Below are 24476 nucleotides of genomic sequence, written 5' to 3'. Positions count from 1 at the left end.
CTGCCCGTTCGCCCCGGATGGCGACGAACCTCGCGCGTGAGGGTCCTGCACACCCTTTGTTTCGGCGGCAGCGGTTGCGACCATAGACAGCCCTCGCCGCGCGCTGCCTACCGACAAAGTTCCGCGATCCGGTCGTCTCCTTCGAAGACGTGTCCCCGCCAGACGACTGCCGGCAGTTGCCGAACGCCGGCGCGCAGCGCCGCTTGGGTCGAAGCGTCCAGCAGTTCTCGCGTGCTCGCCAATTCGATCCCCTTGAGCAGGGCGCGCGGGTGAAGCTCGCAGGCCGCTGCGGCGATCACCAGAGCGTCGTCGTTCGCTAGGTCGCGGCCCGCGGCGTAGGCATGGCGAAAAGCCGCGAGCGAGAAGGCCACGAGTCGCCCGGTCGCCTGCGCGTAAGCGGCGGCCAGCAGCGCCCGCCGCGAGTCGAGCGGCAGCGGCGGCCAGTGCAGGGGCAGCAGCTGGAGCTCGCGTGCGCGCCGCTCGATCTCGTTGACGTGCCGAACCCTTGCGGCTGCGTCGGCGACGAGCCAACTGGTTCGACCGGCTGCGGCGAGCACCTGATCGAGCGCGGCGAGCCGCCAGACAGCAGCGAACTCGGGATTCGCGGCGATCCGCTCAGCCGCCAAATAGGCGTACGGGCAGGCGAAGTCGAAGAAGAACGTGGGCCGCTGCGGGTCCAGCAGCGGGTCGACTGTTAGCCGTGAATCAGCCAACCGTCGGCGGCGCGGGCGGCCTCCGCCACCGCCTCGGCGAACACCGGATGCGGGTGCACGATCCTCGCCAGCTCTGGGTAGCCGCCTTCGAGTTCGCGGGCGACCACGAGTTCCTCGAGCAACTCGGCCGCCTTCGCCGAAACCACGTGCGCGCCAAGGAGCTCGCCATAGCGGCGGTCACCGACGATTTTGACGAGACCCGCACGGTCGCCGTAAACGGTCGGTGCCCCGACCGCGCCGATCGGAACCTTGCCGACGACCACGTCGTGTCCTGCCGCGCGCGCCTCGGCCTCGGTCATGCCAAAGCTCGCGACCTGGGGATGGCAGAACGTCACCGACGGCACGAACGCAAGGTCCAGCGGCTCGGGATCCCGGCCAGCCGCATCCTCAACGGCGACTATTCCCTCCTCCGAGGCCTTGTGCGCGAGCGCTGGGCCGCGCACCATGTCGCCGATCGCCCAGACGCCCTCGCGGGAGGTGCGAAGCCGTTCATCTACCCGCACCAGGCCGCGCTCATCGAGCTCCACACCGGCCGCGTCGAGCCCCAGACCTTCGACGTCGGGAGCTCTCCCGGCCGCAATGCAAACGAGCTCGAAGGAGAGTTCTTCGCCTGCGAGCACGACCACGGCGCGGTCGCCACGGTCCTCGATCGCTTCGATCTGGGCACCGGTACGCAAGTCGATGCCGATGCGCTTGAACTCGCGCGCAACCAGCCGCGAACTGTCCTCGTCCTCGGCCGGCAAAATCCGCTCGAGCGCCTCGATCAACGTCACCTCGACGCCGAACCGACGAAACGCGGACGCGATCTCGCAGCCCGACGCGCCGGCTCCGACCACGCACAGCGAACGCGGAAGTTCGCCGCTGAGCCAGGTGGCGGCGGTGTCGGCGATGCGACCGCCGAACTGCGCGCCGGCAACGGCCTTGGGTCGCGATCCGCAGGCCAGCACCACGCGGTCGGTTTCCAACGTGCGCTCGCCAACCACTACGTTCGCGGCCGCGTCGAGCCGCGCCGTCCCCTCGACCACCTCGACCCCGTTCTTGCGCAACAGCATCGAGACGCCGCCGGTCAACGACGCGATCACCTCGTCGCGGCGAGCGGCGACGCGGGTGTAGTCGACCTCCGGCTCGCCAGCGATCCGCACGCCGTAGTCGGCAGCCTTGCGCGCCTCGTCGAGTACCTCCGCCGAGCGCAGGACGGTCTTCGCGGGGATGCACGCCTCGTTGAGGCAGCGGCCGCCGATCTTGCCCTTCTCGACGATCGCCGTGCGCAGACCCAGCTGCGCCGCGCGGATCGCCGCGACGTAGCCACCTGGTCCCGAGCCCACGATTACGCAATCGAAGCGTTCGGACATCGCGCGCGCAGCCTAACCCTTGTTGGCCTTATTTCGCTTGCCTGATTGCCGGCTGCGAGGCTGGTCGGTCCGCGCCCCGGCCTCGCGGCTGTCGCTGGTGGTCCCCGGATCAGCGCGCCCGGGCCCTTCTCGCGACCCGGGTGGTTGTGGCAGATCGAGCTGCCGCAGAGACCTCGCGAGTGCCCAGAGCAGAGTGCTCGAGGCGACGATGATCGAAAGCAGCAACAGCAAGCCGCGCCAATCCTCGGCGCGGATGAGCGCTAGGGCGGCGAGCACGATCGTGATCGCAAGCAACGTCTCCATACCCAGCACCGCCCAGTAGCGGGCGCGCCAAAGTCCGTAGGCCATCGTCGCGACGAGCGCTGTTGCGGCAAGACTGCCGGCGGTTTTCTCCGGCGTTTCGGGATCGTAGGAGAGGATCAGCGCAACCAGATTCGCGACCGCTAGCGCGGCGGCGAACAGCGCCGCGACGAGCACCGCGCGCGGACGCTGGGCGGCGTCCGACGCGATCGGCCGATCGCTGGGGCTGTCGGTTGGGCGACTCACGTCGGGAGGGCCGGGCGCAGCTCGCGCGCAGCTCGCTCGGGATCGTCGGCGTCGACGATGGCGCGCACGACTGCGATTCTGCGGGCACCGGCGGCGACCACTTCGCCCACCGTATCGCGATCGATCCCGCCGATCGCGAACCACGGTCGATGGCGCGCCGCGTGCGCCGCGTGACGCACGTACTCGAGTCCTGCGGGTCGACGACCCGGCTTTGTCGGGGTGGCGAATACGGGCCCGACGCTGATCTCGTCGATCGGCTCCCGCAGCGCTTTCGCGAGTTGGCCGGGAGCATGCGTTGAAAGCCCAATCAGGTGCTCCTCACCGAGGATTCGGCGAGCTTCCCGCGGCGGCATGTCGTCTTGACCGACGTGTACGCCGTCGGCTCCCGCTGCCTTTGCGAGGTCCGGCCGATCGTTGATCCAAAAGAGCGCCCCGAAGCGGGCGCAGAGTTCGCGACAGACGTCGGCGGCGGCGAGCACGTCCTCGTCCGGCAGTTGCTTTTCGCGTAGCTGCACCATGTCGACGCCGCCACGCAAGGCCCCCTCGAGGAGCGTGCGCAGATCGTGACGTCGCGGTCGAGCCGGCACGATCAGGTAGAGCTGCGCCCGCGCGAGACGTTGGCGTCGCTCCCGCCCCGAGACGCTCACGACCCTAGGGCGAGAGCGGAAACGTGAGCGGCGGGCCCGGCTGACGAACGCGCGTGCGGTTGCGCTTGTACCACTTGCGGATCGCCGTGTACTGGGGGCGTCCACGACCCCTCTGGTCGAGCAAGCCGAGATCGAAGAAGGCCCAGCGACTGCGACTCGGCGGCGACACGAGCAGGTAGTAAAGGTGCGAGCGCACGCGTGGGTTGCGGAGCGCAATGTCGAACGAGCGGTAGGTGTAACGCTCGCGTGCTTTTGAGGAGCGGAGCATTCTTCGGCCGCTCGAGAAGTAGCCGAACTCGGTCAGGTAGAGCGGCATCCGTGATGCACCCGCGGGTAGCAGGCGGCCGCGCCGCGCGAGGGTGTCAAGGGCGCGCGTTAGGCGCGAGAGCGTGCCCATCGTGACGTTGTCAGCGCCGGGGTAGCGGTAGTCCGGCGAGTGCGCGAAGTCGTAGGGGTGGTGGGCGTAACCGTCCGCGCGCAAAGCCGGGCAGCGCTTCCTGACGGGGCGGTACTTGCGGTCGACGCAGAGTGTGCGGCGCAAGAAATCGAGCGGTGCGATCGAGAGGCCCGGGCGGGCGTAGGGAGCGGTCTCTCCGAACAGCACCCGGGCTTGCGGGTCGATGCTCTTGATCGCTTGCCAACCTGCCTGGTAGAGCGCGCGGTAGAGGCTCGGAGCCGCCCGCAGAGGAGCGAGCCAGGTCGCCCAGTTCGGCTCATTCCACAGCGAGTAGCGATCGACGCGCCCCTTGAAGTGCTGCGCAACGACGCGCACGAACCGCTCGAACTCGCGCGCGTTCGGCTTGTACGGACCGACGCGTCGATCGCCGGTCGCGAACGCCGGCGCCGGTCCCTGAATGCTCAAGTGCACGCGAATGCCGTAGCGCGCCGCAGCGTCGATCAGCGCGTCCCAGGCAGCGAACGAGTAGGAAGGGTTGGCCGGAGCCTGGCGCGCGCGTTGCTGGGCGCGGGGAAGCGTGAACGCCCAGCCGAGTCCCACGCGCAGTCTCGTGACACCAAGACCACGCGCAATACGCAGTGCGCGTTCCCGGTCGAACCACTTGCCCTCGAGGAAAACAGCGTCGTCCTGAAGCGCAATCTCGAGACCGCTGGCCGCAGTTGCTGGCCGGGCGCTCTTGAAAGCGATACCGAGTGCGACGACAAGCACCGCCAGCCCTACCAGACCCAAATGACGCGCTCGAACTTTCGCGACGTGCACGGGCACCGACCCTACTAAGCGCTGCCGCTGCGCTGCGCAGCTAGCGTCAGGCACCGCGCGATTTTGCCTGCTGCCTACGGCCATCCCCCGGTGCCTATCGCCTCGCGTGGTCTAACGCCGAACCGCTCGTTTGATGCGCACCAGGCCGTCGGCGACTATCCGGAACTTGCGTTTCGAAGCGCTCGAGACCGGCAGTGTCTTGCGGAAGTAGCCGGCACTGTTGATCCGCACGGAAGCGACCTGTCGGTAGCCGTTACCGGCCGACACCGCGATGACTACGCGTGTTCCTGGGCGACGCGGTCGCAAGCGTCCGAACACCTCGACCCGATCGCGACGGTACTCGCGCACGAAAACCGGGAACCGGAAGGCCTGATATACGCCCGGTTTTTCACGGCCATCGGCGAAGCGCAGCCCCTGCTGGAAACCCGACCAGCGAACCAGTGCCGAGCGCGACTTACGCGCCGCTTCGTCGACCAACAAGTACTGGGAGTAGCTGACGACGCGCGGGTTTCTGAAAGCCAGCCACTCCGATTCGTCCATGTACGACGGGACGCGCGAGATCGGGAACTGGAACGGGTCTGGCGGATTGGTCTGGAAGCCGTACTCGGTGATCCAGATCGGCAGGCGAGGAGGCAGCTTGCCCCGCCTCGCGAGCTTGTCGAGCGCGCTCGTCAAGCGCCCGAGCTGGGCGATCGACGCGTCGTCGCGGCTCGGCAGGCGTCCGTAGAGGCCGCCGCGAGGCACGTAAGGGTGGTAAGCGATGCCCGAGACTCGCAGCCGTCCGAGGCGGCCGCACCCGCGTGCTTTGGCCGCTGCCCCCCGGTACGGGCGCCAATTGGCGTCTAGGCAGAACGTCTCGCGGAGGAACTCGATCGGCGAGATGCGCGTCGCAGAGCGCCGCGAGCTGCTGCCAAAGGGCACCAGTTCTCCGAACAAGAGCGTGTCGCGCGAGTGGCCGGAGCTCTGCATGCCCGCCACGAACGCTTGATAGAGCCGCCGATAGATGGTCGGTGCCAGCGGCACCCCCGACCGCGAGCGTTGTGGACCGAGCCAAGAAAGCAGGTTCGGCTCGTTCCAAGCAGACCAGATCGAGACCCGCGGGATCCCCGCGTAGCGCCCCGAGTAGCGCAACCCGACGGCGTGTACGAAGTCGCGGTAGGAGCGCGGGTCGGGGCGCGAGCTGCCCGGTTGGGCACGCGTTCCCTGCGACGCCCAGCGTGGGGCTTGACCGCCGATTGCGATGTAGGGGCGAAGACCGCGCGCGACGGCTTCGCGCACGAACGCGTCGAAGCGGGAGAAGTCGTAGTTCGCCGGGTCGCGGAGGTTTACGCGAGGTTTGCGCGGGGAGTTCGGTGATGGCGCGACCTCGCGCCAAAGCATCTGCACCTTGACGACGTCGGCACCGAGCGCGCGGAACTCGTCGAGTGCCCACTGGCGGGTGCCGTCGCCGGCGCGCAACACGAGGAAGTCGTCCTGGAGGATCGTTAGCTGCCTTCCCGCCGCCGCCGCGGTCGTCGGTAGGGCGAGTGCCAGCGCTAGCAGCAACAGGGCGCACGTAATCGCCACGCGTTTGGTCACCTGTAACACCTCCGGCTGCGGGTCGCTTGTGAGGGGCGAGAGGCTCGGTTCGGCGCCGACCGCTGCGGCGCCCGCCCATCCTGGCAGTTCGAACACACCTGACGTGGCCGAAGTTGCGCGGCGCTGCGCGCTGGTCCGCGGCGACCGACTTGCGGGCGTGCGCAATACCATCGTGTTGGCCACTGGTCGACGGGAGCTCGGGGCAGCCGGGCTGAGAGGGCGGCCGTTTCCGCCGCCGACCGTTGAACCTGATCCGGGTAATGCCGGCGGAGGTAGTGACCAAACGCGAATCGACGGCCACAACAGACAGCAGCCACCGAACGAGTCGCGTCGCTCCAGCCCAGCGCTGATACGCGGCAAGCGGCACAACAGCTCCGACGCGCTGGTCATTGGCGGCGGGCTGATCGGCCTATCGGCCGCTTGGCGGCTTGCGCAGAGCGGTGTGCGAACGACGCTGCTCGAGCGCGAGCGCATCGGCGCCGGGGCATCGGGCGTCGCGGCCGGGATGTTGGCGCCCGTCACCGAACTCGACTACGCGGAAACCCGGGCGCTCGCTGCTCGTCTGGCAGCACTCGATCGTTGGCCGGCGTTCGCTGCGGAGCTTGCGGCGCACGGTTGCGAGCCGGGGCTTCTGCGCTGCGGCAGCGTCCTGTGCGCTGTCGAGCCCGACGACCTCGGCGAGTTGCGCCGTCTGCGCGATTTGCAGCGCAGCCTGGGTGTCGAGGTTGAGTGGCTGGATCGTCGAGCGCTGCGCGCGCACGAGCCGGCGCTCGGTCCACGTGCGCTGGCCGGTCTGTGGGTGGCGAGCGAAGGTGCGGTCGACCCGCGGGCGACGCTTGCTGCGCTTGCTGTGGCGGCCCGCCGGGCTGGTGCCGCAGTGATCGAAAACTGCCCGGTCGTACGCCTGGAGCGCACTCGCGGAGCGATCGTCGGCGTGCACTGTGCGGACGGTCGCAGCTTTGGTGGCGACCTCGTCGTGCTCGCCGCCGGTGCCTGGTCGCGCGAGCTCGCCCGCTCGCTGGGCATCGAGATAGCGGTGAGACCGGTGAAGGGCCAGCTGCTGGTGCTCGGGCCCAATCGTGGTCGGGCAGAGCTGCCGACGCACGTGGTTCGCACCCTCCGCGTTTACTGCGTGCCACGCCGCGACGGCCGTATGGTTGTAGGTGCGACGGTCGAGGAGCGAGGCTTTGACCGCGCGGTCACGGCGGGAGCAGTGCGCAGCTTGCTCGACGAGGCTTGGACGGTAGTGCCTGGCATCGAGGAGGCGGAGCTGCTCGAGGTACTGGCCGGCCACCGGCCGGCGACACCCGACAACGAGCCGCTGCTCGGTTTCGACCCGGAGATCGAGAATCTGCTGTGGGCCACTGGGCACTGGCGCAACGGTGTGCTGTGGGTACCGCTCGCCGGTGAGGCAGTGGTGAGCCTGGTTTACGGCCGCGAACCGCCGGTCGAACTCGTTCCCTTCGACCCGCGCCGGCTGCGCTCACCGGAGCTCTCCGCGAGGGGCAGCGGTCGAGGCGCGGACGCAAAAAGCACGGGAGTCCGATGACCAGCTCGAAGGGTCAGCGGACGCGGCGGGCGGAGACGGTCACAGTGCTGGTGAACGGTCGTGAGCGCCAGTTAGTGGGCGGCGCCACGGTGGCCGAGCTGCTCGCCGACTACGGTCTTGGCGCGACCGTGCGGGGAATCGCTGTGGCCATCGATGGCGAAGTGGTGCCGCGATCGCAATGGGCGCAGCAGCAGCTGCGTGGAGGCGAGCACGTCGAGATCGTGCGCGCCGTTCAGGGAGGATGACGATATGTCGTTGGTGATTGCCGGACACCAGTTGCGCTCGCGCTTGATCCTTGGCAGCGGAGGCTTCGCCAACCTGGAAGTGCTGCGCGCAGCGATCGAAGCGAGCGGCACGGAACTGGTGACGGTTGCTCTGCGCCGGGTGGAACCCGGCGCCGACGGCTCGCTGCTCGACGTGATCGAGGAGGCCGGTTGCCGGGTGCTGCCGAACACCGCCGGTTGTTACTCCGCGCGCGAGGCAGTGCGGCTGGCGCGCCTGGCGCGCGAGGCGCTCGGCACCGAGTGGGTGAAGTTGGAGGTGATCGGCGACGAGGACACCCTCCTGCCCGATCCTGCGGAGCTGCTCGATGCGGCTGCGACGCTGGTCGCCGAGGGTTTTGTGGTGCTGCCTTACACGAACGACGATCCGGTGCTCGCCAAACGCCTCGAGCAAGTGGGTTGTGCGGCGGTGATGCCCGCCGGCTCGCCGATCGGCAGCGGTATGGGCATCAACAACCCCTACAACCTGCGGTTGATCCGCGAGCGCTCGCAGGTGCCCGTAATCGTCGACGCTGGCATCGGCACCGCTTCCGATGCCGCCCAGGCGATGGAGCTCGGCTGCGACGGCGTACTGCTCGCGAGCTCAGTCTCGCGTGCACGTGACCCGGTGAAGATGGCGCGCGCCATGCGTTTGGCGGTGGAAGCCGGGAGAGCGGCCTACGAGGCGGGCCGGATCCCCCGCCGCACGTTCGCTCAAGCGTCGTCGCCAACTGACGGCATGCCGGCGCTCAGCCCGTCCGCCAGTGCGTCGCAGCGGACGGGCTGAGCGGCCCGCGCACCGCTACTTGACGGTGATCTCGCCCGCCATGTAGGGCTGGTGCACCTTGCAGACGTACTTGATCGTGCCGGGTGTCGTGAACCGGAGTTCGTACTTGTCGCCGGGCTTCATGCCGCCTGCCGGGCCAGATGCGAAGTTCGGCCCCGGACCCGACGTCTTATGGACGTCGTGGGCAACCGAGTCGTCGTTCATCCAGACGATCTTGGTGCCGCGCGCGACGGTCACCTTGTCGGGCTGGAAGCGGATGTTCTTCATCGAAATCACGACGGTTCCGCTGCGGACGCTCTGGCCGCTCGCAGCGGGCTTGCTCTTGTTCGCTTCACCGCCGCCACCGCCGCCACCGCCGCCGCAGCCGGCGCCAACCAGCAGGACAGCCCCGATCGCGAGCGTCAGCTTGAAACGCTGAGATTTACTCCAGGACACGGCTCCGTACCTCCTCTCCCGCACTCGCTTGGTGGTCGCGAGCGGAATCGAACGGTCACTGACTCTATTCGTTGGCCAGTAGGAACTCGAGCAGCGCCTTCTGCGCGTGGAGCCGGTTCTCGGCTTGATCCCAAACGGCAGATTGTTCGCCGTACAGCAGGTCGGAAGCGATCTCCTCGTCGGGATGCGCCGGCAGACAGTGGAGCACCACAGCATCTTCGGCGGCGTTCCGCATCAGTCGCTCGTCGAGGCGGAAAGGGGCGAGCAGTGCGCGTCTGCGGTCGGCGTCCTGCTCGCGGCCCATGCTCACCCACACGTCGGTGTAAAGAGCGCGCGCGCCGCGAGCGGCAGCAATCGGATCGGAGCCCACGGAGATCCGCCCACCACTTTCGAGCGCCGCCCTTGCCCGTTCGACGATTTCAGGATCGGGAGCGAGTGCGGGCGGCGTCGCCACGCGGAGGTCGAGTCCAGCCCGCGCACCTAACAGCAGGAGCGAGTGCGCGACGTTATTGCCGTCCCCGACCCAGGCTACGGGCAGGCCGCGCAGCTCCTCGAAGCGTTCCGCCAAAGTCAGGAGGTCGGCGAGTGCCTGGCAGGGGTGGTGCTGTTGGGAGAGGAGGTTGACGACCGGCACCGAGGCATGGCGAGCGAGCTCCTCGAGTTTCGCGTGATCGCCAGTGCGCACCGCGATCAGGTCGACGTACCGCGAGAGCACCAGTGCGGTGTCGCGAATCGACTCGCCCCGCGCGAGCTGGAGCTCATCGCCCCGCAGCACCACCGGGTAGCCGCCGAGCTCGACCACGGCCAACTCGAAGGAGACGCGCGTCCGCGTCGATGGTCGCTCGAAGACGAGCGCCGCCGAGCGGCCGGCAAGCGGCTTCGGCGATCCGCTTCGGCGGCCTTGTTTGAGAACGCGTGAGCGGGCGAGCAGTGCGGCGAGTGTTGCGCCGTCGATCTCTTCGCCGGTGAGGAAGTGCCGGGGAGCCGCGAGCCGGGACACGCGCGGGATCGTATTTGCGCCGCCGCGAGAGCGGCGGCTGCTAGCTGCGTACGGCCGTAGTGTGGCGTGTGCGAGCATCGGGCGCGTGTTCGAGGAGCGTGAACCCATTGGGCCTGGTCAGCCCGCGGTCGAGCAGTCGGTAAGCGAAGATCGCGGCCGCCGACAAGGAGCGAAAAGCGGGCCACGCCGCGGCGACGAACTCGAGCTCGCAGTCGAAGCACTCGCTTTCGGTGGCGCGGGCGTTGCCCGCATCGGCGAGGGCGGTTTCGTCGTGTTCGTGCGCGGCGGCGTACCGGGCGACCTGGTCCGGGCGCGCGTGGTGCGGCGCAAGCGCTCGTTCGCCGAGGCCGAGCTTGTGGAAGTGCTGCGACCCTCGCCCGATCGTGTCGAGCCGCTGGCGGCGCATCCGGGTGCTCCCTGGCAGGTGATTCGCTACGAAGTGCAGCTGCGCTGGAAAGAGCTACAGGTGCGCGACGCGCTCGAGCGGCTCGGCGGTTTCGACCAGCCGCCGCTCGAGCCGATCGTTCCGGCACACCAGCGCCTCCGCTACCGCAACAAGCTGGAGTACTCGTTCGGCAGCGACCGCGACGGACGTTTGGTGCTCGGCTTTCACCGGCGCGGTCGCTTCGACGAGATCGAAGGGGTCGAGCGCGACATACTCGCCTCCGAGCGCGTCGACGAGCTCCGTAGGGCGACCGTCGAATGGGCGCGCGAGGCTGGTCACGAGGCCTACGACCGGCGCGCCCACCGAGGCGTATTGCGAAACCTTGTGGTTCGCGAAGGGCGCCGAACAGGGGACCTCTCGGTGCGACTAGTGAGTTCTCCGGCCGAGCTCGATGTCGCCGGCCTCGCTGCACGGCTGCGTGCGACCGGCGTGCTGTGGACGCGCACCCAGGCGCTCGCCGAGGTCACCGATGTCGGGTCGACCGAGCTCGTCGCCGGTCGGCCGTGGATCGAGGAGCAGCTGTGTGGCTTGCGTTTTCGGATATCGCCCGATTCGTTCTTCCAGACCAACACCGAAATGGCCGAAGAGCTGTACCGAGTCGTGCTCGAGTACGCCGAGCTCGACGGCAGCGAAACGGTTCTCGACCTCTTCTGCGGTACCGGCACGATCGGGCTGACGATGGCCCTCGAAGCACGCGAGGTGCTCGGTCTCGAGCTCGACGAGCGAGCCGTCGCCGATGCCATCCAGAACGCCAAGTTGAACGCCATCGACAACGCCCGCTTTTTCTGTGGCGATGTGGCTGATGCGCTGCCGGAGCTCGTCGTCGAGGCGACCAGGCGGCCGTCGGTAGCGGTGGTCGATCCGCCGCGTGCGGGGCTCTCGCGGCGGATGTTGGAGCACCTTGTGAGGATCGGCGCCGAGCGCATCGTCTACGTCTCCTGCAATCCGACGACCCTCGCTCCTAACGCGCGACTGCTGTGCGAGAGCGGCTACGAGCTCGAGCGCGTTAGACCGGTCGACATGTTTCCGCAAACTCCGCACATCGAGTGCGTGGCGTTGCTGCGCCGACGCACGCCCGTTCCACCGTCGCCGGCCAGCTCGCGCTGAGCGCGCTAACTGCGCTCGAGTTCGTCCTCGTCGAGCGGGACTTCCTCGCTCGCGTGGACGGTGCAAAGGAAGCGCCCGTCGGACTCCAGTGCGGCCCGAATCTCCTGCTCCGTCAGCGGCACCCCGCACTCCTGGCAGGTGCGCCGCTTGATCAAGGGCTCGATGCTGTGCTCCTCGAGATCCATCGAGGGGCAGTATTGCCCAACCGCCGCAACGACGGCGAGCGGCGCTCGAGCGTTATCGGGGGGAACTCAGTAGGGCGGGAAGTCCGCCCACCACTCACCGAGCTTGCGGAACGCCCGCCAAAACGAGCGCTTGGCGCGCTCGTCGTCGAGCGAGTTGTCGATGTCTGGCACGAACAGCGCCTCACAGCTCGGCGTAAGCGTCTGGATTTCCCCGAAGTTCGGCTCTAGCGGTTCCGCTAGCGGTAGCTCCAGAGCGTTCAGCTCGCGCAGCGCGAGCTCGCCCATCACGACGACCATGCGCGGCTGCACGATCGCGATCTCCTCAATGAGGCGCGCTCGGCAGTCGCGATCAGACAGCTCAGTGTCCGGTACCGGGCACTTCACCACCACCGTCCCATACACCGCGAGCGGGTCGATCCCAAGGCGCCGAAAACTCTTCAGCAAGGCGGCCCCCGCGCGCCCGTAGAAGGCGACGCCCTCCTCGATCTCGGCCTGGCGGGGCGCGTACTTAAGGAGAAAGATGTCGGCGAGCGGGTGCCCCGAGCCGATCACGGGCATTAGCGGTCCGCGCGGACAGCGTTGGCACTCGTAGAGCTCGCGGTTAAAGCGGTTCAGCTCACGGATTGCCCGCTCGAGGTACTTCTCCTTGATCTCGTCGTCGGTGGCGGGCATCCGAGTCGAGGCTTTTGACGCGTCCGTATGCGCTCCTCTTCGGTGCACCGCGTCTTGCCCTGCGTGCACCGTTCTTTGCCGGCGGTCGCCAGCAGCGGCCATCACTCCTGTTCCAGCTTGGTTTTTCGAGCGGCCGGTCGCGGGTGGGCGTGCCGGCGAGGCGTGATCCCCGCTCGTGTTTGCAGGAACTTGAGCGCCTGCACGTACACCAGGCTGCGTCGACCGCGCACGATCTCGGCCTCGCGCAGCGATGCCAAGAACTCTTCGGGACCGTCGAACGCGCGCATTCGCACGCGTACCGAACCGAGCCCCTGCAAGACGTGGCTGTCGGACCCTGCTCCGGCGGGAATCCGGTATTTCGCGGCGAAGCGCGCGGCCTCCTCGTTGAAGGCGGATAGGGCGACGCGAGCGTTGAACACCTCGATCGCGTCGATCTCGTCGATCACCGAGAGCAAATGTTCGTAGTCGGGTACCGCATGCATGCGGTCGAAGGGATGCGGCACATAGACGATCCCGCCTTGCTTACGAATTTCCCTGATCGTTTCGGCGAGCGTCAGGCCCCGCGGGATCTTGCGCTCGATGAACAGTCCGATCACTTCGCCCTGCTCGGCCGTCTTGATCTCCTCGCCGACGATTACCTGAACCCGGCCGTTCGCCCGCTCACGCGCTTCCAGTGCACCAGAGATCTCGTTGTGGTCGGTCACCGCGATTGCCCCGAGGCCGACCTGCTCGGCGCGACGCAGGAGCGCTTCTACCGGCGTCGCACAGTCGGGCGAATGGTCGGTGTGCATGTGGAGATCGACGTCGACGATTGGGCGACGAGCGAGCCGACGCCGCAACGCCGGATCGACCGTGACCGGTCGTCGGTGGGCTGCGATCCGCCGGTAGACCCGTTCGACGTCGGTTGCGACGCGCCGCCAATCGAGCGTCCGTCGGAAAGGTTCAGCCGCGCGCCGGAGACGCTGGCACAGCTCGGGGTCCGCGAGCAGGCGCTCGAGCTGGTTGGCGAGGGTGGCGACGTCGCGAGGCTGGAACAAAAGGCCGCGCTCGCCGTCCCCCACGCACTCCTCGTAGAGGGGTATGCGAGCGACGACCGGCACGCAACCGGTGGCGAGTGCCTGGAGGACGACCCCGGGCCGCGGCAGCGTTCCACCGGAGGCCGCGACGATCACCGAAGCCTCCTGGAGTAGCTCGCGCTCTTCGATCTCGCCGCTGCCCAACAGGCGCACACGCCGGCGCAGCCGCTTCGACAGCGGCAGGGCTGGAACCGTGCCGGCGGGGATGCGAATCCATGCCTCCCAGTCGAGTTCCTCCGGCAGACGCCGCAGAGCCCGCATAAAGAGACGCAACGCGGCCGGCTCCTCCTCGGCGAGATAGCCGATCACGCAACTCCCGCGGGGATAGCTGTCGGTGGTCGACTCGCTGGCGCTGTCAGCGCCTGGTAGCACCAGCTCGTACTCCCCCGGGAAAAAGCGGGAGACGAGCTCTCGGGTGGTGCGAAAACTGGCGATCCGCCCGTCGAGGCGCTTGAACAAAAGCCGTACCAGCGGTCGCGCGAGCTGCGTGGAGAGGAACCGCTCGGTCGCTGAGTGGAAGGTGGCGACCGTTAACGCCCGCGAGTGCCGCAGCGCCGCCGACGATGCGCTCGGTGCGAAGGGCTCGTGGACGTGCACGAAATCGAGCTCCAAGAGCTGGAACAAACGCTCGATCTTGCGCGAGACGTCGACCGGTAAGGCGACCGAGCCGCCACGCCGGAACGGGATGCTGTGACCGACCGCCAGCAGCGTGACCGGCGCGTCGAGCGGGTCGGCACCGGCCGCGAGCGCGGCGATCCGCTTGCGACCGGCGCGCACTAGCTCCGGCGAATCGGAGGGCGCGACGATCAGCACGCGATGTCCGCGCCCGGCGAGTTCCGCGGACACGCGGTCGACCCAGCGGTTGACCTCGTGGTCGTGCTCCCACGGGTAGGGCGTTACCTGAGCGATGCGGAAGAGCTCCGCGCCCACCGGCCGCAGCATACGGCGCCAAAGCGGCGACGCCCCGCCGGACGAGCGTCCGACGGGGCGTCCGCGAAACAGACGTCCTCGAGTGCTTCAGGAGGTCGCCGCGCGCTCGGCCGCCGGCAACGCGCTGGTCGGCGGCAGCTTCGGTGCGCCCCCGTACTGCTTGATGAACTCCTCGGTCAGCTCCTTTGCCACCGGATCGGGGTACTGCTCGGGCGGCGACTTCATGAAGTAGGCCGAGGGCCCGATCAGTGGTCCACCAACGCCGTGGTTGAGCGCAAGCTTCGCGCAGCGAACCGCGTCGATCACGATGCCCGCCGAGTTCGGCGAGTCCCAGACCTCGAGCTTCGCCTCGATCGTCAGCGGCACGCCGCCGAACGCCTCGCCCTCGAGGCGGATGTGTGCCCACTTGCGGTCCTTGAGCCACGGCACGTAGTCGGAAGGACCGATGTAGACGTCTTCCGGCGAGAGCTCCTCGTCGAGCAGTGAGGTCACGGCCTGAGTCTTGGAGATCTTCTTCGACTCGAGCCGCTCCCGCTCGAGCATGTTGTAGAAGTCCATGTTCCCGCCCACGTTGAGCTGCGACGTGCGGGCGAGACGGACGCCGCGGTCCTGGAACAGGCGCGCGAGCGTGCGGTGGACGATCGTCGCACCGACCTGCGACTTGATGTCATCGCCGATGATCGGCAAGCCGGCCTTGCGGAAGCGATCCGCCCAGTAGCGCTCCTTGGCGATGAAGACGGGAATGCAGTTGACGAACGCGCAGCCCGCCTCCAGTACCTGCTCGACGTACCACTTCGTCGCCTGTTCCGCGCCGACCGGCAAGTACGAGACGACGACATCCGTCTTCGTCTCCCGCAGGATGCCGACGATGTCCGCGGTATCGCCCGGCGCCTTGCGGATCTTCTCCTTCAGGTACTTGCCGAGCCCGTCGTGCGTCATGCCGCGGTAGACGGGCACACCGAGCTTCGGGACGTCGCAGAACTTGATCGTGTTGTTCTGCCCTGCCCAGATCGCTTCCCCGAGGTCCTTTCCGACCTTCTCGGCGTCGATGTCGAAGGCGGCTGTGAACTCGATGTCGCGGACGTGGTAGCCGCCGAGGTCGACGTGCATGAGCCCCGGAACGCGCTGCGCCGGATCAGCATCGCGGTAGTAGTGGACGCCTTGCACGAACGACGAGGCGCAGTTCCCCACGCCGACGATCGCCACGCGCACCTTCTCGGTTTGGTAGCGCGAAGCCCCGTTGCCGCTAGTCGATCCGCTCACGGAGTCCTCCTTTTGGTCACGAAAGTCCTGAGTACGTTTCTGGATCGCCGCTCGCCTCGCCGCGTGCGCCTGCTGGTTGGGCTACCCCCTGCCGCCTCTTTGGTTAAACGGCGGCCGCTTGGACTGCGGCGCTTCGGCCGTCAGGCGAGTTCCCTCCGCACGTGCAGCACGCGCTGGAGGGTGGTCACGACGGTGATACCGGCCAGAAGGTAGACGGCCGGCTCGAGTAGCTTCAAGTGAAGCACACCGGCGCCTTCGGCGAGGAGTAGGCCGGCCGTCAGGATCACTACCCGAACCGGTCGTGTCGCCACACCTACCTTGCATTCGACGCCCAACGCCTCGGCGCGGGCCCTGGTGTAGGAGACCATGTAGGAACCCACCACCGCGAGCACCGTCGCACCCGCCGCCGCGGGGCGCCCCGCGTGCGCGAAGTAGGCCGCCACCGCGGCCAGCACCACGCCCTCCTCGATGCGATCCAGCGTCGAATCGAGGAACGCGCCGAACGGCGTGCCCTTGCCCGACATTCGGGAGTAGCGACCGTCGAGCATGTCCATCAGCGAGCCGACGGCGAAAGCAAGTGCCGCGAGCACAAACGCCTCGGCCAACACCAGCCCGGCGGCTACGAGGTTGAGCGCGAAGCCGGTAAGCGAGATCGCGTTCGGTGTGAGGCGCGACTCGATCAGGCGATCGCGGGCGCGCGCTCGCACATCCGCCAGCGCTGCCGGCCGGCCAGCGTCAGAAGCCGTCTCTCCCCCATTGCCGGGGGCCGCTGGTTTGCTCCCTTGCGGTTTCAGGAAACCGCCCTCGCTGGATCGGTTTGCCAGCCCCACGCGTCGGGGCGGGCGCGGGCGAGCGCCGCGCGGGCAACGAGCGCAGACACCAGCGCCACCAAAGCGCCCAGGGCAGCGTCGAGCCAGAAGTGGTTACCGGTGACCAGCACGACCAGCGTGACGAGCAGCGGGTACAGCCCCCAGACCACTTTCAGCAGGCGGTTACGGACCAGCAAGGCTCCCGGTATCCCGATCATCAGGGCGAACGCGACGTGCATTGAGGGAATCGCCGCGAACGGGTTGTAGAGGGCGCTAGCACTGCGTTGAGCGGTCTCACCGAAGACGTCCGCGACGGTGTCGACGAACCCCCATTCCGGCATGAATCGGGGTGGAGCGGTGGGCAGCAGGGCGTAGCCGACCAGCGCCAGCGCCATCGCGACCACGAACATGTTGCGGACGAAGTAGAAGGCTTCGTTGCGAGCGATGTAGAGCCAGATCAAAAAGGTCGTTGTGACCACGAAGTGGGAGTTCACGTACATCGCGCTGGCGGCCTCGACGATCCACCGGTGACTGCTCGCCCACGCCTGTAGTCCGGGCTCGAAGAACAGTCCGAGCGCGCGCTCGAAATCCACGATCGCGCGGGCGTTAGCGAAGGCGCGCGCCACCTCGCCGTCGACGTGGCCACGCACCAATCGGTACGCGTAATAGGCGCCGGCGAACAGGGCAAGCTGCAGGAGCGCATCGCCCCAGCCGTGTGGCAGCCAACCGGCACTCGCCCGCCACACGCGCGCGAGCTCAATACGCGCCTGCTCGATGCGCTGTTGGAGCCGAGGGTTTGAACCGCCAAGGCGCACGGGGGGGAGCTTAATCCGGCCTTGTCCGCCCGGCTCGCCGGCCGGTCAGCCGTCGTCGCAGCGACGCCCCCTTGACCAAAGGCGCTCTGGCGAGAAGCGGATCACTAGCCGCACGAACCCCCGTCGCGGCAGATGCACTCCCGTCCAGCCTTCGTCCGGGTACACACAGCCGCCAGCGACAAACCAGTAGGGAGTCCAGCGCACCCGCAAGAGAGCGTCGCCGGGCCGCGTCACGCGCAACAAGACTTGATCGGTCGACAGCTGCTCGAGCGTCACGGCGGCGCGGCCACGGGGGATCACGAACGGGGCCGGCAGCATCACCTCGTAGACCCGCCAATCGCGCGAGCGCCAGCGCAACTTCAGGTAGGGCAGGCCGCGTTCGATCAGGGCGCGTTCGCCGTAGGAGCTGCGATCGGGTTTCGCTGAGGGCAGCGCGACGTAGCGCACAGCGTTCTCAGCGAGCCACGCCGCGTAGGTGAGTTCGTTCAGCGGACCTTTGTAGAAAATCGGGTTGCGGCCGGTGTCCAGTTGCCGCAACCAGCCACGGGCCAGCGGCACGATCGGCGCGATCTCGGCTCCCTCCCAGTGGCTGCGCGTAAACGGGATCTCGATGCGACGCTGGTCGGGCAGCGTCGCGAGGTACTGGCGCAGTGGTTCGAAGTAGCCACTGCGCGCCGCTGGGTCCTCCAAGTACTTACGAACATCGCGGACCGCTGGCGACCACTGCCAGAGCGCAAGCAGCGCGAGACCAACCACGCTCAGCGGCAGCAACCGACCGCGCTGAAGCCAACCTCGTTCGCTGGCCACGCAAACGAGCAACGGCCCTCCCACGAGTGCCCCTAGCCGAACGGCGTTCCCGCCCATCGGCGTGTCGACGAGTAGTGCCAGGGTTGATCCAGCGGCGTACAGAACGGCCCCCCAACGCAAAGCAGCGTCGCGGCGGGGTAGCACCATCAGGCAGGCGAGCGCGAAGAACGGGATCGGTAGGTAGGCGCTGAACGGAAACGGCGCCCAGCCGCCTTCCGGAAAGGCGAGCGAGAGGGCTACGGGTGGCAGGAAAGCTGCAAGGGTGAGCGCGACAGCGGCATTGCGAGGGGCGCGCTCACGGCGGTGTGCAAGCGCACAGGCGAGCCCCGCCATCGCTAGAAACAGCCCCGCGACGGGGCTTCCCAGGGGCGCGAGGAAGCCGAGCAGCGTGGCCGTTTTGAAGCGCCCATGCGAATAGGCGAGGAGTGCGGCTAGGGCTAACGCCGTACCGATCGCGAACGGGAAGCGGCCGGTCCAAATCAGCGTCCCGCAGCCGGCACCGGCCCACAGGATCCCGATCCGCGCAGCGCGCTCGGCGAACCGGCGGCGCAGCAACGCGGCGAGCAAGGCCGCGCTCGCGAGCGCGGCGAGCGCCAGCGCGAAACGCACACCGAGCGCCCAGCCGAGAAACGGCGACAGGATGCTGTAGGCCGGCGCATGGTGGCCGCCGTACCACTGCCCGTTCCAGATCGCGAAGCCTTCGCTCCCGAATAGCCACGCTCGGAACTCGTGGGCGGCCAGGTCGACGACTCGTGGCTTCCAGATCAGCGAGACGAGGCCTTGCGCAGCAGTCAGGGAGAGAGCGGCAGCGGTCCAGCGGTCGGGAGCGACCGCTTTGGCGAATCGTGCGAACGGCCCGCGTGGCGAGCGCCTCGGCGTGCGGCAGGTGGGGCTTGCGCTTAGCCGCGGCTGGCCACGATCGACGTCGGCTCGCGTGGGCGCCTGCGCGATCGCCGCTCCGCTGCTCCGGAGATCGGTCACGCGGGCAGGCTAGTGGAGCGATCGCTGGGCTGAGCAAGTCATATGCTCAGCCCATGGAGGGTCTGCCGCGTGCCCGGTTGGTGCGGGTGGTCGGAGTGTCCACGGCGAAGGGCCACCGTGCTCGGAGCCAAACGTCCTGCGAGCGCTTGCGACCGGGCGAGTAAGTGCGCCGCGACGCGATCTCAGCGGCGGGCGCGCGAGCGGGGGGCGCGCGAGCGGGCGACGCGCGAGCGGGCCTGCGAGCGGCGGGCGCGCGAGCGGGGGGCGCGCGAGCGGCCGCCGCAGTGGCTGGCGTCGCCCGTCGCGCCAGCGAGTCGCAGCGATCCTCGTGCGGCTGCGTTGTCTCTACGGGGCGCCGAGGTTGCGCAAGCACGAGCGACCGCTTGACGAGCTGGTCCTCACGGTCCTCTCGCAAAACACCAGTGATCGCAACCGGGACCTCGCCTACGCGCGCTTGCGCGAACGTTTCAGCGACTGGCGGGCGGTCAGAGAAGCGCCGGTCGAGGAGGTGGAAGACGCCATCCGCTGTGGAGGGCTAGCGCCGACCAAGGCGCGGCGGATCAAAGCGATACTCGAGCGCCTCGGCGACGACGATCTGCGGTGGCTCGCCGACGCTCCCCTCCAGCGAGCGCGTGAATTTCTCTGCGAGCTGCCGGGGATCGGCCGCAAGACCGCGGCCTGCGTGCTGCTCTTCGCGTTCGGTCGGCCGGAGGTGCCGATCGACACCCATGTTCATCGCGTCGCGACACGGCTCGGGCTGTTGCCGCAGCGCGTGGGGCTGGAGGAGGCGCACGACTTGGCGCTGCGATACACCGCCGACTTCGACCCCTACGAATTCCACGTGCTGCTGATCCGTCACGGCCGCCGACTGTGCGCCGCCCGCCGCCCGGCCTGCGAACGGTGCCCCGTCGCGGACCTCTGCCCAAGCAGCCGTGCGCTAGCGCCCGCCCGCGGCAGGTAGGCCGCCAGCGCCGCACCGCGCGGTGCCGCGTCGCGTCTCGCCGCACCGGACCGCAGCGCGCCGAGTCGGACACTCAGGGATCTGCTATATACGCGCTTAGATTTTCTGAGCCACAACGATTAGGCGTAGACCAGACGGAGGCAGAGCGCAATGGGCAGGACGATCGGCATCGATCTTGGAACCACCAACTCGTGTATGGCCGTGATGGAAGGCGGCGAACCGACGGTCATCCCCAACGCCGAGGGCGCACGGGTGACGCCTTCCGTCGTCGCTTTCACCGAGTCGGGCGAGCGCCTGGTCGGCGCACCGGCTAAGCGTCAGGCGGTCACCAACCCCCAGAACACGATCTTCTCGATCAAGCGCTTCATGGGGCGCAAGCACTCGGAGGTGGCCGAGGAGGAGAAGATCGTTCCGTACGAGGTCGTTCCCGGCCCGAACGGCGACGTGCGGGTGCGCGTGCCCGCTGTCAACAAGGAGTTCGCGCCGCCCGAGATCTCGGCGATGATCCTCCAGAAGCTCAAGGCTGACGCCGAGGCGTACCTGGGCGAGACCGTCGATGCGGCGGTAATCACTGTCCCCGCCTACTTCAACGACGCGCAGCGCCAGGCGACCAAGGACGCCGGCCGCATCGCCGGCCTCGAGGTCAAGCGGATCATCAACGAGCCGACGGCCGCCGCGCTCGCCTACGGCCTGGACAAGGAGAACGACCAAACGATCCTGGTCTTCGACCTCGGTGGCGGCACCTTCGACGTCTCGATCCTCGAGATCGGCGACGGCGTCTTCGAAGTGAAGGCGACCGCGGGTGACAACCATCTCGGTGGTGACAACTTCGACAAGGCGATCGTCGACTGGTTGGTCGCCGAGTTCAAGAAGGACCAGGGCATCGACCTCTCGCAGGACCGGATGGCGCTCCAGCGCCTGTACGAGGCAGCGGAGAAGGCGAAGGTCGAGCTTTCGTCGGTTCAGGAGACGCAGATTTCGCTGCCCTTCATCACGGCTGATCAGTCGGGGCCGAAGCACCTCGACATGCGCCTGACGCGGGCGAAGCTCAACGAGTTGACGGCGGATCTGCTTGACCGCGTCGTCGGCCCGACCAAGCAGGCGATGAAGGATGCCGGTGTCACGCCCAACGACATCGACCACGTGATCCTCGTCGGCGGCATGACGCGGATGCCCGCCGTGCAGGAGAAGGTGCGGGAGCTCACCGGCAAGGAGCCGCACCGTGGCGTCAACCCCGACGAGGTGGTGGCGATCGGAGCTGCGATCCAGGCGGGCGTGCTCGCCGGTGAGGTCAAGGACGTGCTGCTGCTCGACGTAACGCCGCTGTCGCTCGGTATCGAGACGAAGGGCGGCGTGTTCACGAAGCTGATCGAGCGCAACACGACGATCCCGACCCGCAAGTCGGAGATCTTCTCCACGGCCGAGGACAACCAGACCTCGGTGGAGATCCATGTCTTGCAGGGCGAGCGCGAGATGGCGCGCTACAACAAGTCACTGGGCCGCTTCCAGCTCACCGGCATCCCACCGGCACCGCGGGGCGTGCCGCAGATCGAAGTCACCTTCGACATCGACGCCGACGGCATCCTCCACGTGTCGGCCAAGGATCTCGGCACCGGTAAGGAGCAGAAGATCGAGATCAAGGCCGGCTCGGGCTTGACCGAGGAGGAGATCGAGCGGATGGTCCGCGATGCCGAGGCGCACGCCGAGGAGGACCGTCGTCAGCGCGAGCTTGCCGAAGCCCGCAATGCCGCCGAGCATGCTGCCTACCAGGCGGAGCGGCAGCTCAAGGAGATGGGCGACTCGATCGACGCCGACGCACGCCAGCGCATCGAGGCGAAGATCAAGGAGATCCGCGACAACCTCGAGAGCGAGGACACGCCGAAGCTGCGGCGCCTCACCGAGGAGCTGCAGGCCGCTTGGCACCAGGTCTCCGAGCAGGTCTATGCGCGTGCGGCGCAGCAGGCCGGCGGCGCCAGCGGCGACGGCAGCTCGCGGGCGGGCGCTGGCGGCGAGGAGGAGGTCGTCGACGCCGAAGTGGTCGACGGCGGCGAGGAGAAGTCGTCCTAACGGTGGCCGATGAGCGCTCGCGAGACAAACAGGAGCGCCGAGCTCAAGTCCGAGGAGGCGGCTGCGACCGCCGCAAGGGACGGTGGCGACGCCGCCTCCTCGGCTGCGTCGCCCGAGGCGCAAGGTCAGTCGGCGACGGTCGCGAGCGACGACCACGCCAGTGGCCCGCAGGCCGAAGAGCGCGTTCGCGAGCTCGAGCAAGAGCTCGAGGCGATGCGGCGGGAACGCGACGAGTATCTCGATCTTGCGCGGCGCAAGCAGGCCGAGTTCGAGAACTTCCGCCGCCGCATGGGTCGCGAGAAGGCGGAAGCAGGTGTCCGCGCGAAGGCCGACCTGATCCGCGATCTGTTGCCGCAGATCGACAACCTGGAGCGCGCACTCGCGGCGGCAGCGCCCGACGATCCGCTCGCCGAGGGGGTGCGGATGATCCACCGCGGTTTCCTCGCGGCTCTCGAACAACACGGGGTGGAGCCGTTCGACCCGCGTGGAGAACGCTTCGACCCGACCCTCCACGACGCGCTCAGCACGCGCGCCGAGGAGGGGACGGAGCCGGGCGTCGTGGTCGACGTGGTGGAGAAGGGTTACCGCCTCGGTGAGCTGGTGATTCGTCCGGCCCGAGTGATCGTGAGCGCTTAGGGGGTCCGACGATGCCGGCGGTCAAGGACCCATACAAGGTGCTCGGAGTAGAGCGCAACGCCTCCCAGGAGGAGATCAAAAAGGCCTACCGGCGGCTCGCTCGCCGCTATCACCCCGACCGCAACCCTGGTGATAAGCAGGCCGAGGAGCGGTTCAAGGAGATCCAGGAGGCCTATTCAATCCTCTCCGACCCGGAGAAGCGCCGCGCTTACGACCAAGGCGGTGGTTTCTTCGGTGGCTTCGATCCCAACGCCTTCCGCGAGGGTTTCGGAACCGCATTCCGCGGCGGCTTCGGGAGCTTCGGAGACATCCTCTCCGACCTCTTCGGGGGCGCGCGGGCCGGCGCTACCCGACGACCCCAACGTGGGCGTGATCTCGAGACCGAGGTTCGACTGTCGTTCGAGCAGTCGCTCGAGGGTGCGCAGGTCCCGATCGCGGTCCCCGTAGAGGATGCCTGCCCGACCTGTCACGGCACCGGTGCGCGCCCGGGCACCCAGCCCGAGGTCTGTCCACGTTGCCGGGGCCGCGGCATCGAGTCCGAGTCGCAGGGGCTCTTCTCGATCTCGCAGCCCTGCCGCGCATGCGGCGGTAGCGGCACTCGGATCACCGATCCCTGCGCGACTTGCGGAGGCAGCGGTCGGGTGCGTCGGATCCGCCGGCTGCGCGTGAAGATCCCGCCGGGTGTGCGTGACGGCTCGCGGGTGCGCCTGGCGGGGCGCGGTGAGCCGGGGCAGAACGGCGGTCCCCCCGGCGACCTGTACGTGATCACGCGTGTCGACCCGTCGCCGATCTTCAAGCGGGTCGGCGACGATCTGGAAGTGGACGTGCCGATCACGGTCGTCGAAGCACTGCGAGGCGCGACCATCGAGGTCCCGACATTGCGGGGTACCAAGCGGATCCGCGTGCGGCCGGGCACGCGCCACGGGACGGTCGTGCGCTTGCGGGGCGAGGGGCCGCCGCGACCGGGAGGGGGTGGGCGTGGCGACATCCGCTACCGCCTGGTGATCGACGTGCCGCGCGAGCTGACACCCGAGCAACAGGCCGTGGTCGACGAGCTGGCATCGGTGCTAGACGGCAACCCCCGTGCCGCGCTGTTGGCGAGGGCGCAGGCGTCTCGCAGCGGCACTGCCAAGGAGGGTGGCAAGTGAGTGCGCGCAAGCAAGCATCCGCTCGCACGGCCGATCGGCGCCGAGGGGTTTACATGATCTCGGTCGCCGCGGAGCTCGCCGGCATGCATCCGCAAACCCTGCGCATCTACGAGGCGCGCGGTTTGATCACTCCGCGGCGTTCCCCGAAGGGCACGCGTCTGTACAGCGACGAGGACGTCGAGCGGTTGCGGCGGATCCAGGAGCTGACGACCGAGCTCGGCATGAACCTCGCCGGCGTAGAGAAGGTCTTCGAGCTCGAAGCGGAGATCGAACGCCTGCGCCGGCGTCTCCGCGCGCTCGAGCGCAGAGCCGCTCAGGTGGAAGCAGAGCTGCGTGCCGAATTGGAACGCACGCGGCGTGCGCTGAGTACCGAGATCGTCCCCTACCAGCCACAACCCCGCGATCTCGTTCCGGTCCGCGAATTGGGCGTGACGATCCCCGTAGAGCGCTCCTATACTCGCCCTACATCTAACAGGTAAAGACTTAGATTT

At 68.2% G+C, this 24476-nt stretch carries 24 protein-coding genes and 1 riboswitch; of the genes, 9 read left to right on the top strand and 15 right to left on the bottom strand.

What is annotated here, in order from left to right; genetic code table 11:
* Positions 1–107 precede the first annotated feature (107 nt).
* From BLW41_RS02955 to BLW41_RS02930, 6 genes are all read right to left on the bottom strand, one after another.
* Positions 108–713 (bottom strand): DsbA family protein, encoded by a 606-nt coding sequence (locus BLW41_RS02955; RefSeq protein WP_093117282.1) that lies wholly within the window; start codon positions 711–713, stop codon positions 108–110.
* Positions 695–2065: a dihydrolipoyl dehydrogenase gene (gene lpdA / locus BLW41_RS02950; RefSeq protein ID WP_093116069.1), complete on the bottom strand. Its 1371-nt coding sequence runs from the start codon at positions 2063–2065 to the stop codon at positions 695–697. Before lpdA ends, BLW41_RS02955 begins: the two co-directional genes overlap by 19 nt.
* A 12-nt stretch (positions 2066–2077) precedes the next feature.
* On the bottom strand, positions 2078–2611 hold the full coding sequence (locus BLW41_RS02945; RefSeq protein WP_093116067.1) for a hypothetical protein: 534 nt from the start codon (positions 2609–2611) through the stop codon (positions 2078–2080).
* Positions 2608–3258 (bottom strand): thiamine phosphate synthase, encoded by a 651-nt coding sequence (thiE, locus tag BLW41_RS02940; protein WP_093116065.1) that lies wholly within the window; start codon positions 3256–3258, stop codon positions 2608–2610. Before thiE ends, BLW41_RS02945 begins: the two co-directional genes overlap by 4 nt.
* Positions 3259–3262: 4 nt before the next feature.
* Positions 3263–4423 carry a hypothetical protein gene (locus BLW41_RS02935; RefSeq protein ID WP_143038551.1) on the bottom strand — a complete coding sequence of 387 codons (1161 nt, stop codon included), beginning with the start codon at positions 4421–4423 and terminating at the stop codon, positions 3263–3265.
* 162 nt (positions 4424–4585) lie between these two features.
* Positions 4586–6052 (bottom strand): hypothetical protein, encoded by a 1467-nt coding sequence (locus BLW41_RS02930; protein ID WP_177169279.1) that lies wholly within the window; start codon positions 6050–6052, stop codon positions 4586–4588.
* Between the two features lie 179 nt (positions 6053–6231).
* Positions 6232–6345: riboswitch (TPP riboswitch) on the top strand.
* On the opposite strand from BLW41_RS02930, the gene thiO reads away from it, so the two are divergent.
* The 3 genes from thiO (at position 6342) to BLW41_RS02915 (ending at position 8648) form a co-directional block, all read left to right on the top strand.
* Positions 6342–7601, top strand: coding sequence for a glycine oxidase ThiO (gene thiO / locus BLW41_RS02925; RefSeq protein ID WP_093117280.1), 1260 nt, complete (start codon positions 6342–6344; stop codon positions 7599–7601). (Overlaps the previous riboswitch by 4 nt.)
* Positions 7598–7846 (top strand): sulfur carrier protein ThiS, encoded by a 249-nt coding sequence (thiS, locus tag BLW41_RS02920; RefSeq protein ID WP_093116060.1) that lies wholly within the window; start codon positions 7598–7600, stop codon positions 7844–7846. Before thiO ends, thiS begins: the two co-directional genes overlap by 4 nt.
* Positions 7847–7850: 4 nt before the next feature.
* On the top strand, positions 7851–8648 hold the full coding sequence (locus BLW41_RS02915) for a thiazole synthase (RefSeq protein WP_093116058.1): 798 nt from the start codon (positions 7851–7853) through the stop codon (positions 8646–8648).
* A gap of 15 nt (positions 8649–8663) precedes the next feature.
* Here BLW41_RS02915 and BLW41_RS02910 read toward each other — a convergent pair whose 3' ends face one another.
* Positions 8664–9083, bottom strand: a complete 420-nt coding sequence (locus BLW41_RS02910) for a cupredoxin domain-containing protein (protein ID WP_093116056.1) — start codon at positions 9081–9083, stop codon at positions 8664–8666.
* A 64-nt stretch (positions 9084–9147) separates the two neighbouring features.
* Positions 9148–10083 carry an ornithine carbamoyltransferase gene (gene argF / locus BLW41_RS02905; protein WP_218138214.1) on the bottom strand — a complete coding sequence of 312 codons (936 nt, stop codon included), beginning with the start codon at positions 10081–10083 and terminating at the stop codon, positions 9148–9150.
* Between the two features lie 85 nt (positions 10084–10168).
* Here argF and rlmD point away from each other — a divergent pair, with 85 nt between their 5' ends.
* A complete protein-coding gene (gene rlmD, locus BLW41_RS02900) occupies positions 10169–11635 on the top strand; it encodes a 23S rRNA (uracil(1939)-C(5))-methyltransferase RlmD (RefSeq protein ID WP_218138213.1) in 1467 nt (488 codons plus the stop codon).
* Positions 11636–11640: 5 nt separating this feature from the next.
* Here rlmD and BLW41_RS02895 read toward each other — a convergent pair whose 3' ends face one another.
* The 7 genes from BLW41_RS02895 to BLW41_RS02865 form a co-directional block, all read right to left on the bottom strand.
* Entirely contained in the window at positions 11641–11820 is a 180-nt protein-coding gene (locus BLW41_RS02895) for a hypothetical protein (protein ID WP_093116052.1), read from the bottom strand.
* A gap of 66 nt (positions 11821–11886) precedes the next feature.
* Complete coding sequence (locus BLW41_RS02890; protein ID WP_093116050.1) at positions 11887–12492, bottom strand: uracil-DNA glycosylase family protein; 606 nt, start codon at positions 12490–12492, stop codon at positions 11887–11889.
* Positions 12493–12593: 101 nt separating this feature from the next.
* A complete protein-coding gene (locus BLW41_RS02885; protein ID WP_218138212.1) occupies positions 12594–14498 on the bottom strand; it encodes a glycosyltransferase in 1905 nt (634 codons plus the stop codon).
* 87 nt (positions 14499–14585) lie between these two features.
* On the bottom strand, positions 14586–15761 hold the full coding sequence (locus BLW41_RS02880; RefSeq protein ID WP_093116046.1) for an inositol-3-phosphate synthase: 1176 nt from the start codon (positions 15759–15761) through the stop codon (positions 14586–14588).
* A gap of 140 nt (positions 15762–15901) precedes the next feature.
* Positions 15902–16468 (bottom strand): CDP-alcohol phosphatidyltransferase family protein, encoded by a 567-nt coding sequence (locus BLW41_RS02875; RefSeq protein ID WP_218138211.1) that lies wholly within the window; start codon positions 16466–16468, stop codon positions 15902–15904.
* An 83-nt stretch (positions 16469–16551) separates the two neighbouring features.
* The gene (locus BLW41_RS02870; RefSeq protein ID WP_177169278.1) at positions 16552–17385 is read right to left on the bottom strand and encodes a phosphatase PAP2 family protein; all 834 of its coding nucleotides are present in this window, start codon (positions 17383–17385) and stop codon (positions 16552–16554) included.
* Positions 17386–17430: 45 nt separating this feature from the next.
* Positions 17431–19173, bottom strand: coding sequence for a hypothetical protein (locus BLW41_RS02865; protein ID WP_093116042.1), 1743 nt, complete (start codon positions 19171–19173; stop codon positions 17431–17433).
* A 361-nt stretch (positions 19174–19534) separates the two neighbouring features.
* Between BLW41_RS02865 and BLW41_RS02860 the strand changes: the two genes are divergently transcribed.
* The 5 genes from BLW41_RS02860 (at position 19535) to BLW41_RS02840 (ending at position 24464) form a co-directional block, all read left to right on the top strand.
* The gene (locus tag BLW41_RS02860; protein WP_218138210.1) at positions 19535–20134 is read left to right on the top strand and encodes an endonuclease III domain-containing protein; all 600 of its coding nucleotides are present in this window, start codon (positions 19535–19537) and stop codon (positions 20132–20134) included.
* Positions 20135–20284: 150 nt separating this feature from the next.
* Complete coding sequence (gene dnaK, locus BLW41_RS02855; RefSeq protein WP_093116038.1) at positions 20285–22201, top strand: molecular chaperone DnaK; 1917 nt, start codon at positions 20285–20287, stop codon at positions 22199–22201.
* A gap of 9 nt (positions 22202–22210) precedes the next feature.
* Positions 22211–22837 carry a nucleotide exchange factor GrpE gene (locus BLW41_RS02850; RefSeq protein WP_093116036.1) on the top strand — a complete coding sequence of 209 codons (627 nt, stop codon included), beginning with the start codon at positions 22211–22213 and terminating at the stop codon, positions 22835–22837.
* An 11-nt stretch (positions 22838–22848) separates the two neighbouring features.
* On the top strand, positions 22849–23985 hold the full coding sequence (gene dnaJ / locus BLW41_RS02845) for a molecular chaperone DnaJ (RefSeq protein WP_093116034.1): 1137 nt from the start codon (positions 22849–22851) through the stop codon (positions 23983–23985).
* Positions 23982–24464, top strand: a complete 483-nt coding sequence (locus BLW41_RS02840; RefSeq protein WP_218138209.1) for a heat shock protein transcriptional repressor HspR — start codon at positions 23982–23984, stop codon at positions 24462–24464. Before dnaJ ends, BLW41_RS02840 begins: the two co-directional genes overlap by 4 nt.
* The last annotated feature ends 12 nt before the right edge of the window (positions 24465–24476 follow it).

Origin of the sequence: Thermoleophilum album, assembly GCF_900108055.1 — a bacterium.
Taxonomy (GTDB): Bacteria; Actinomycetota; Thermoleophilia; order Solirubrobacterales; family Thermoleophilaceae; genus Thermoleophilum; species Thermoleophilum album.
Note: the sequence above shows the minus strand (reverse complement) of the source record. Positions and strands in the feature narration are given on the sequence as shown.

Excerpts from the sequence above, each read along its gene's own strand:
- BLW41_RS02890 (WP_093116050.1), bottom strand. The coding sequence starts at position 12,492 with ATGCCCGCCACCGACGACGAGATCAAGGAGAAGTACCTCGAGCGGGCA.
- BLW41_RS02915 (WP_093116058.1), top strand. The coding sequence starts at position 7,851 with ATGTCGTTGGTGATTGCCGGACACCAGTTGCGCTCGCGCTTGATCCTT.
- dnaK (WP_093116038.1), top strand. The coding sequence starts at position 20,285 with ATGGGCAGGACGATCGGCATCGATCTTGGAACCACCAACTCGTGTATG.
- BLW41_RS02850 (WP_093116036.1), top strand. The coding sequence starts at position 22,211 with ATGAGCGCTCGCGAGACAAACAGGAGCGCCGAGCTCAAGTCCGAGGAG.
- lpdA (WP_093116069.1), bottom strand. The coding sequence starts at position 2,065 with ATGTCCGAACGCTTCGATTGCGTAATCGTGGGCTCGGGACCAGGTGGC.
- dnaJ (WP_093116034.1), top strand. The coding sequence starts at position 22,849 with ATGCCGGCGGTCAAGGACCCATACAAGGTGCTCGGAGTAGAGCGCAAC.
- thiS (WP_093116060.1), top strand. The coding sequence starts at position 7,598 with ATGACCAGCTCGAAGGGTCAGCGGACGCGGCGGGCGGAGACGGTCACA.
- BLW41_RS02895 (WP_093116052.1), bottom strand. The coding sequence starts at position 11,820 with ATGGATCTCGAGGAGCACAGCATCGAGCCCTTGATCAAGCGGCGCACC.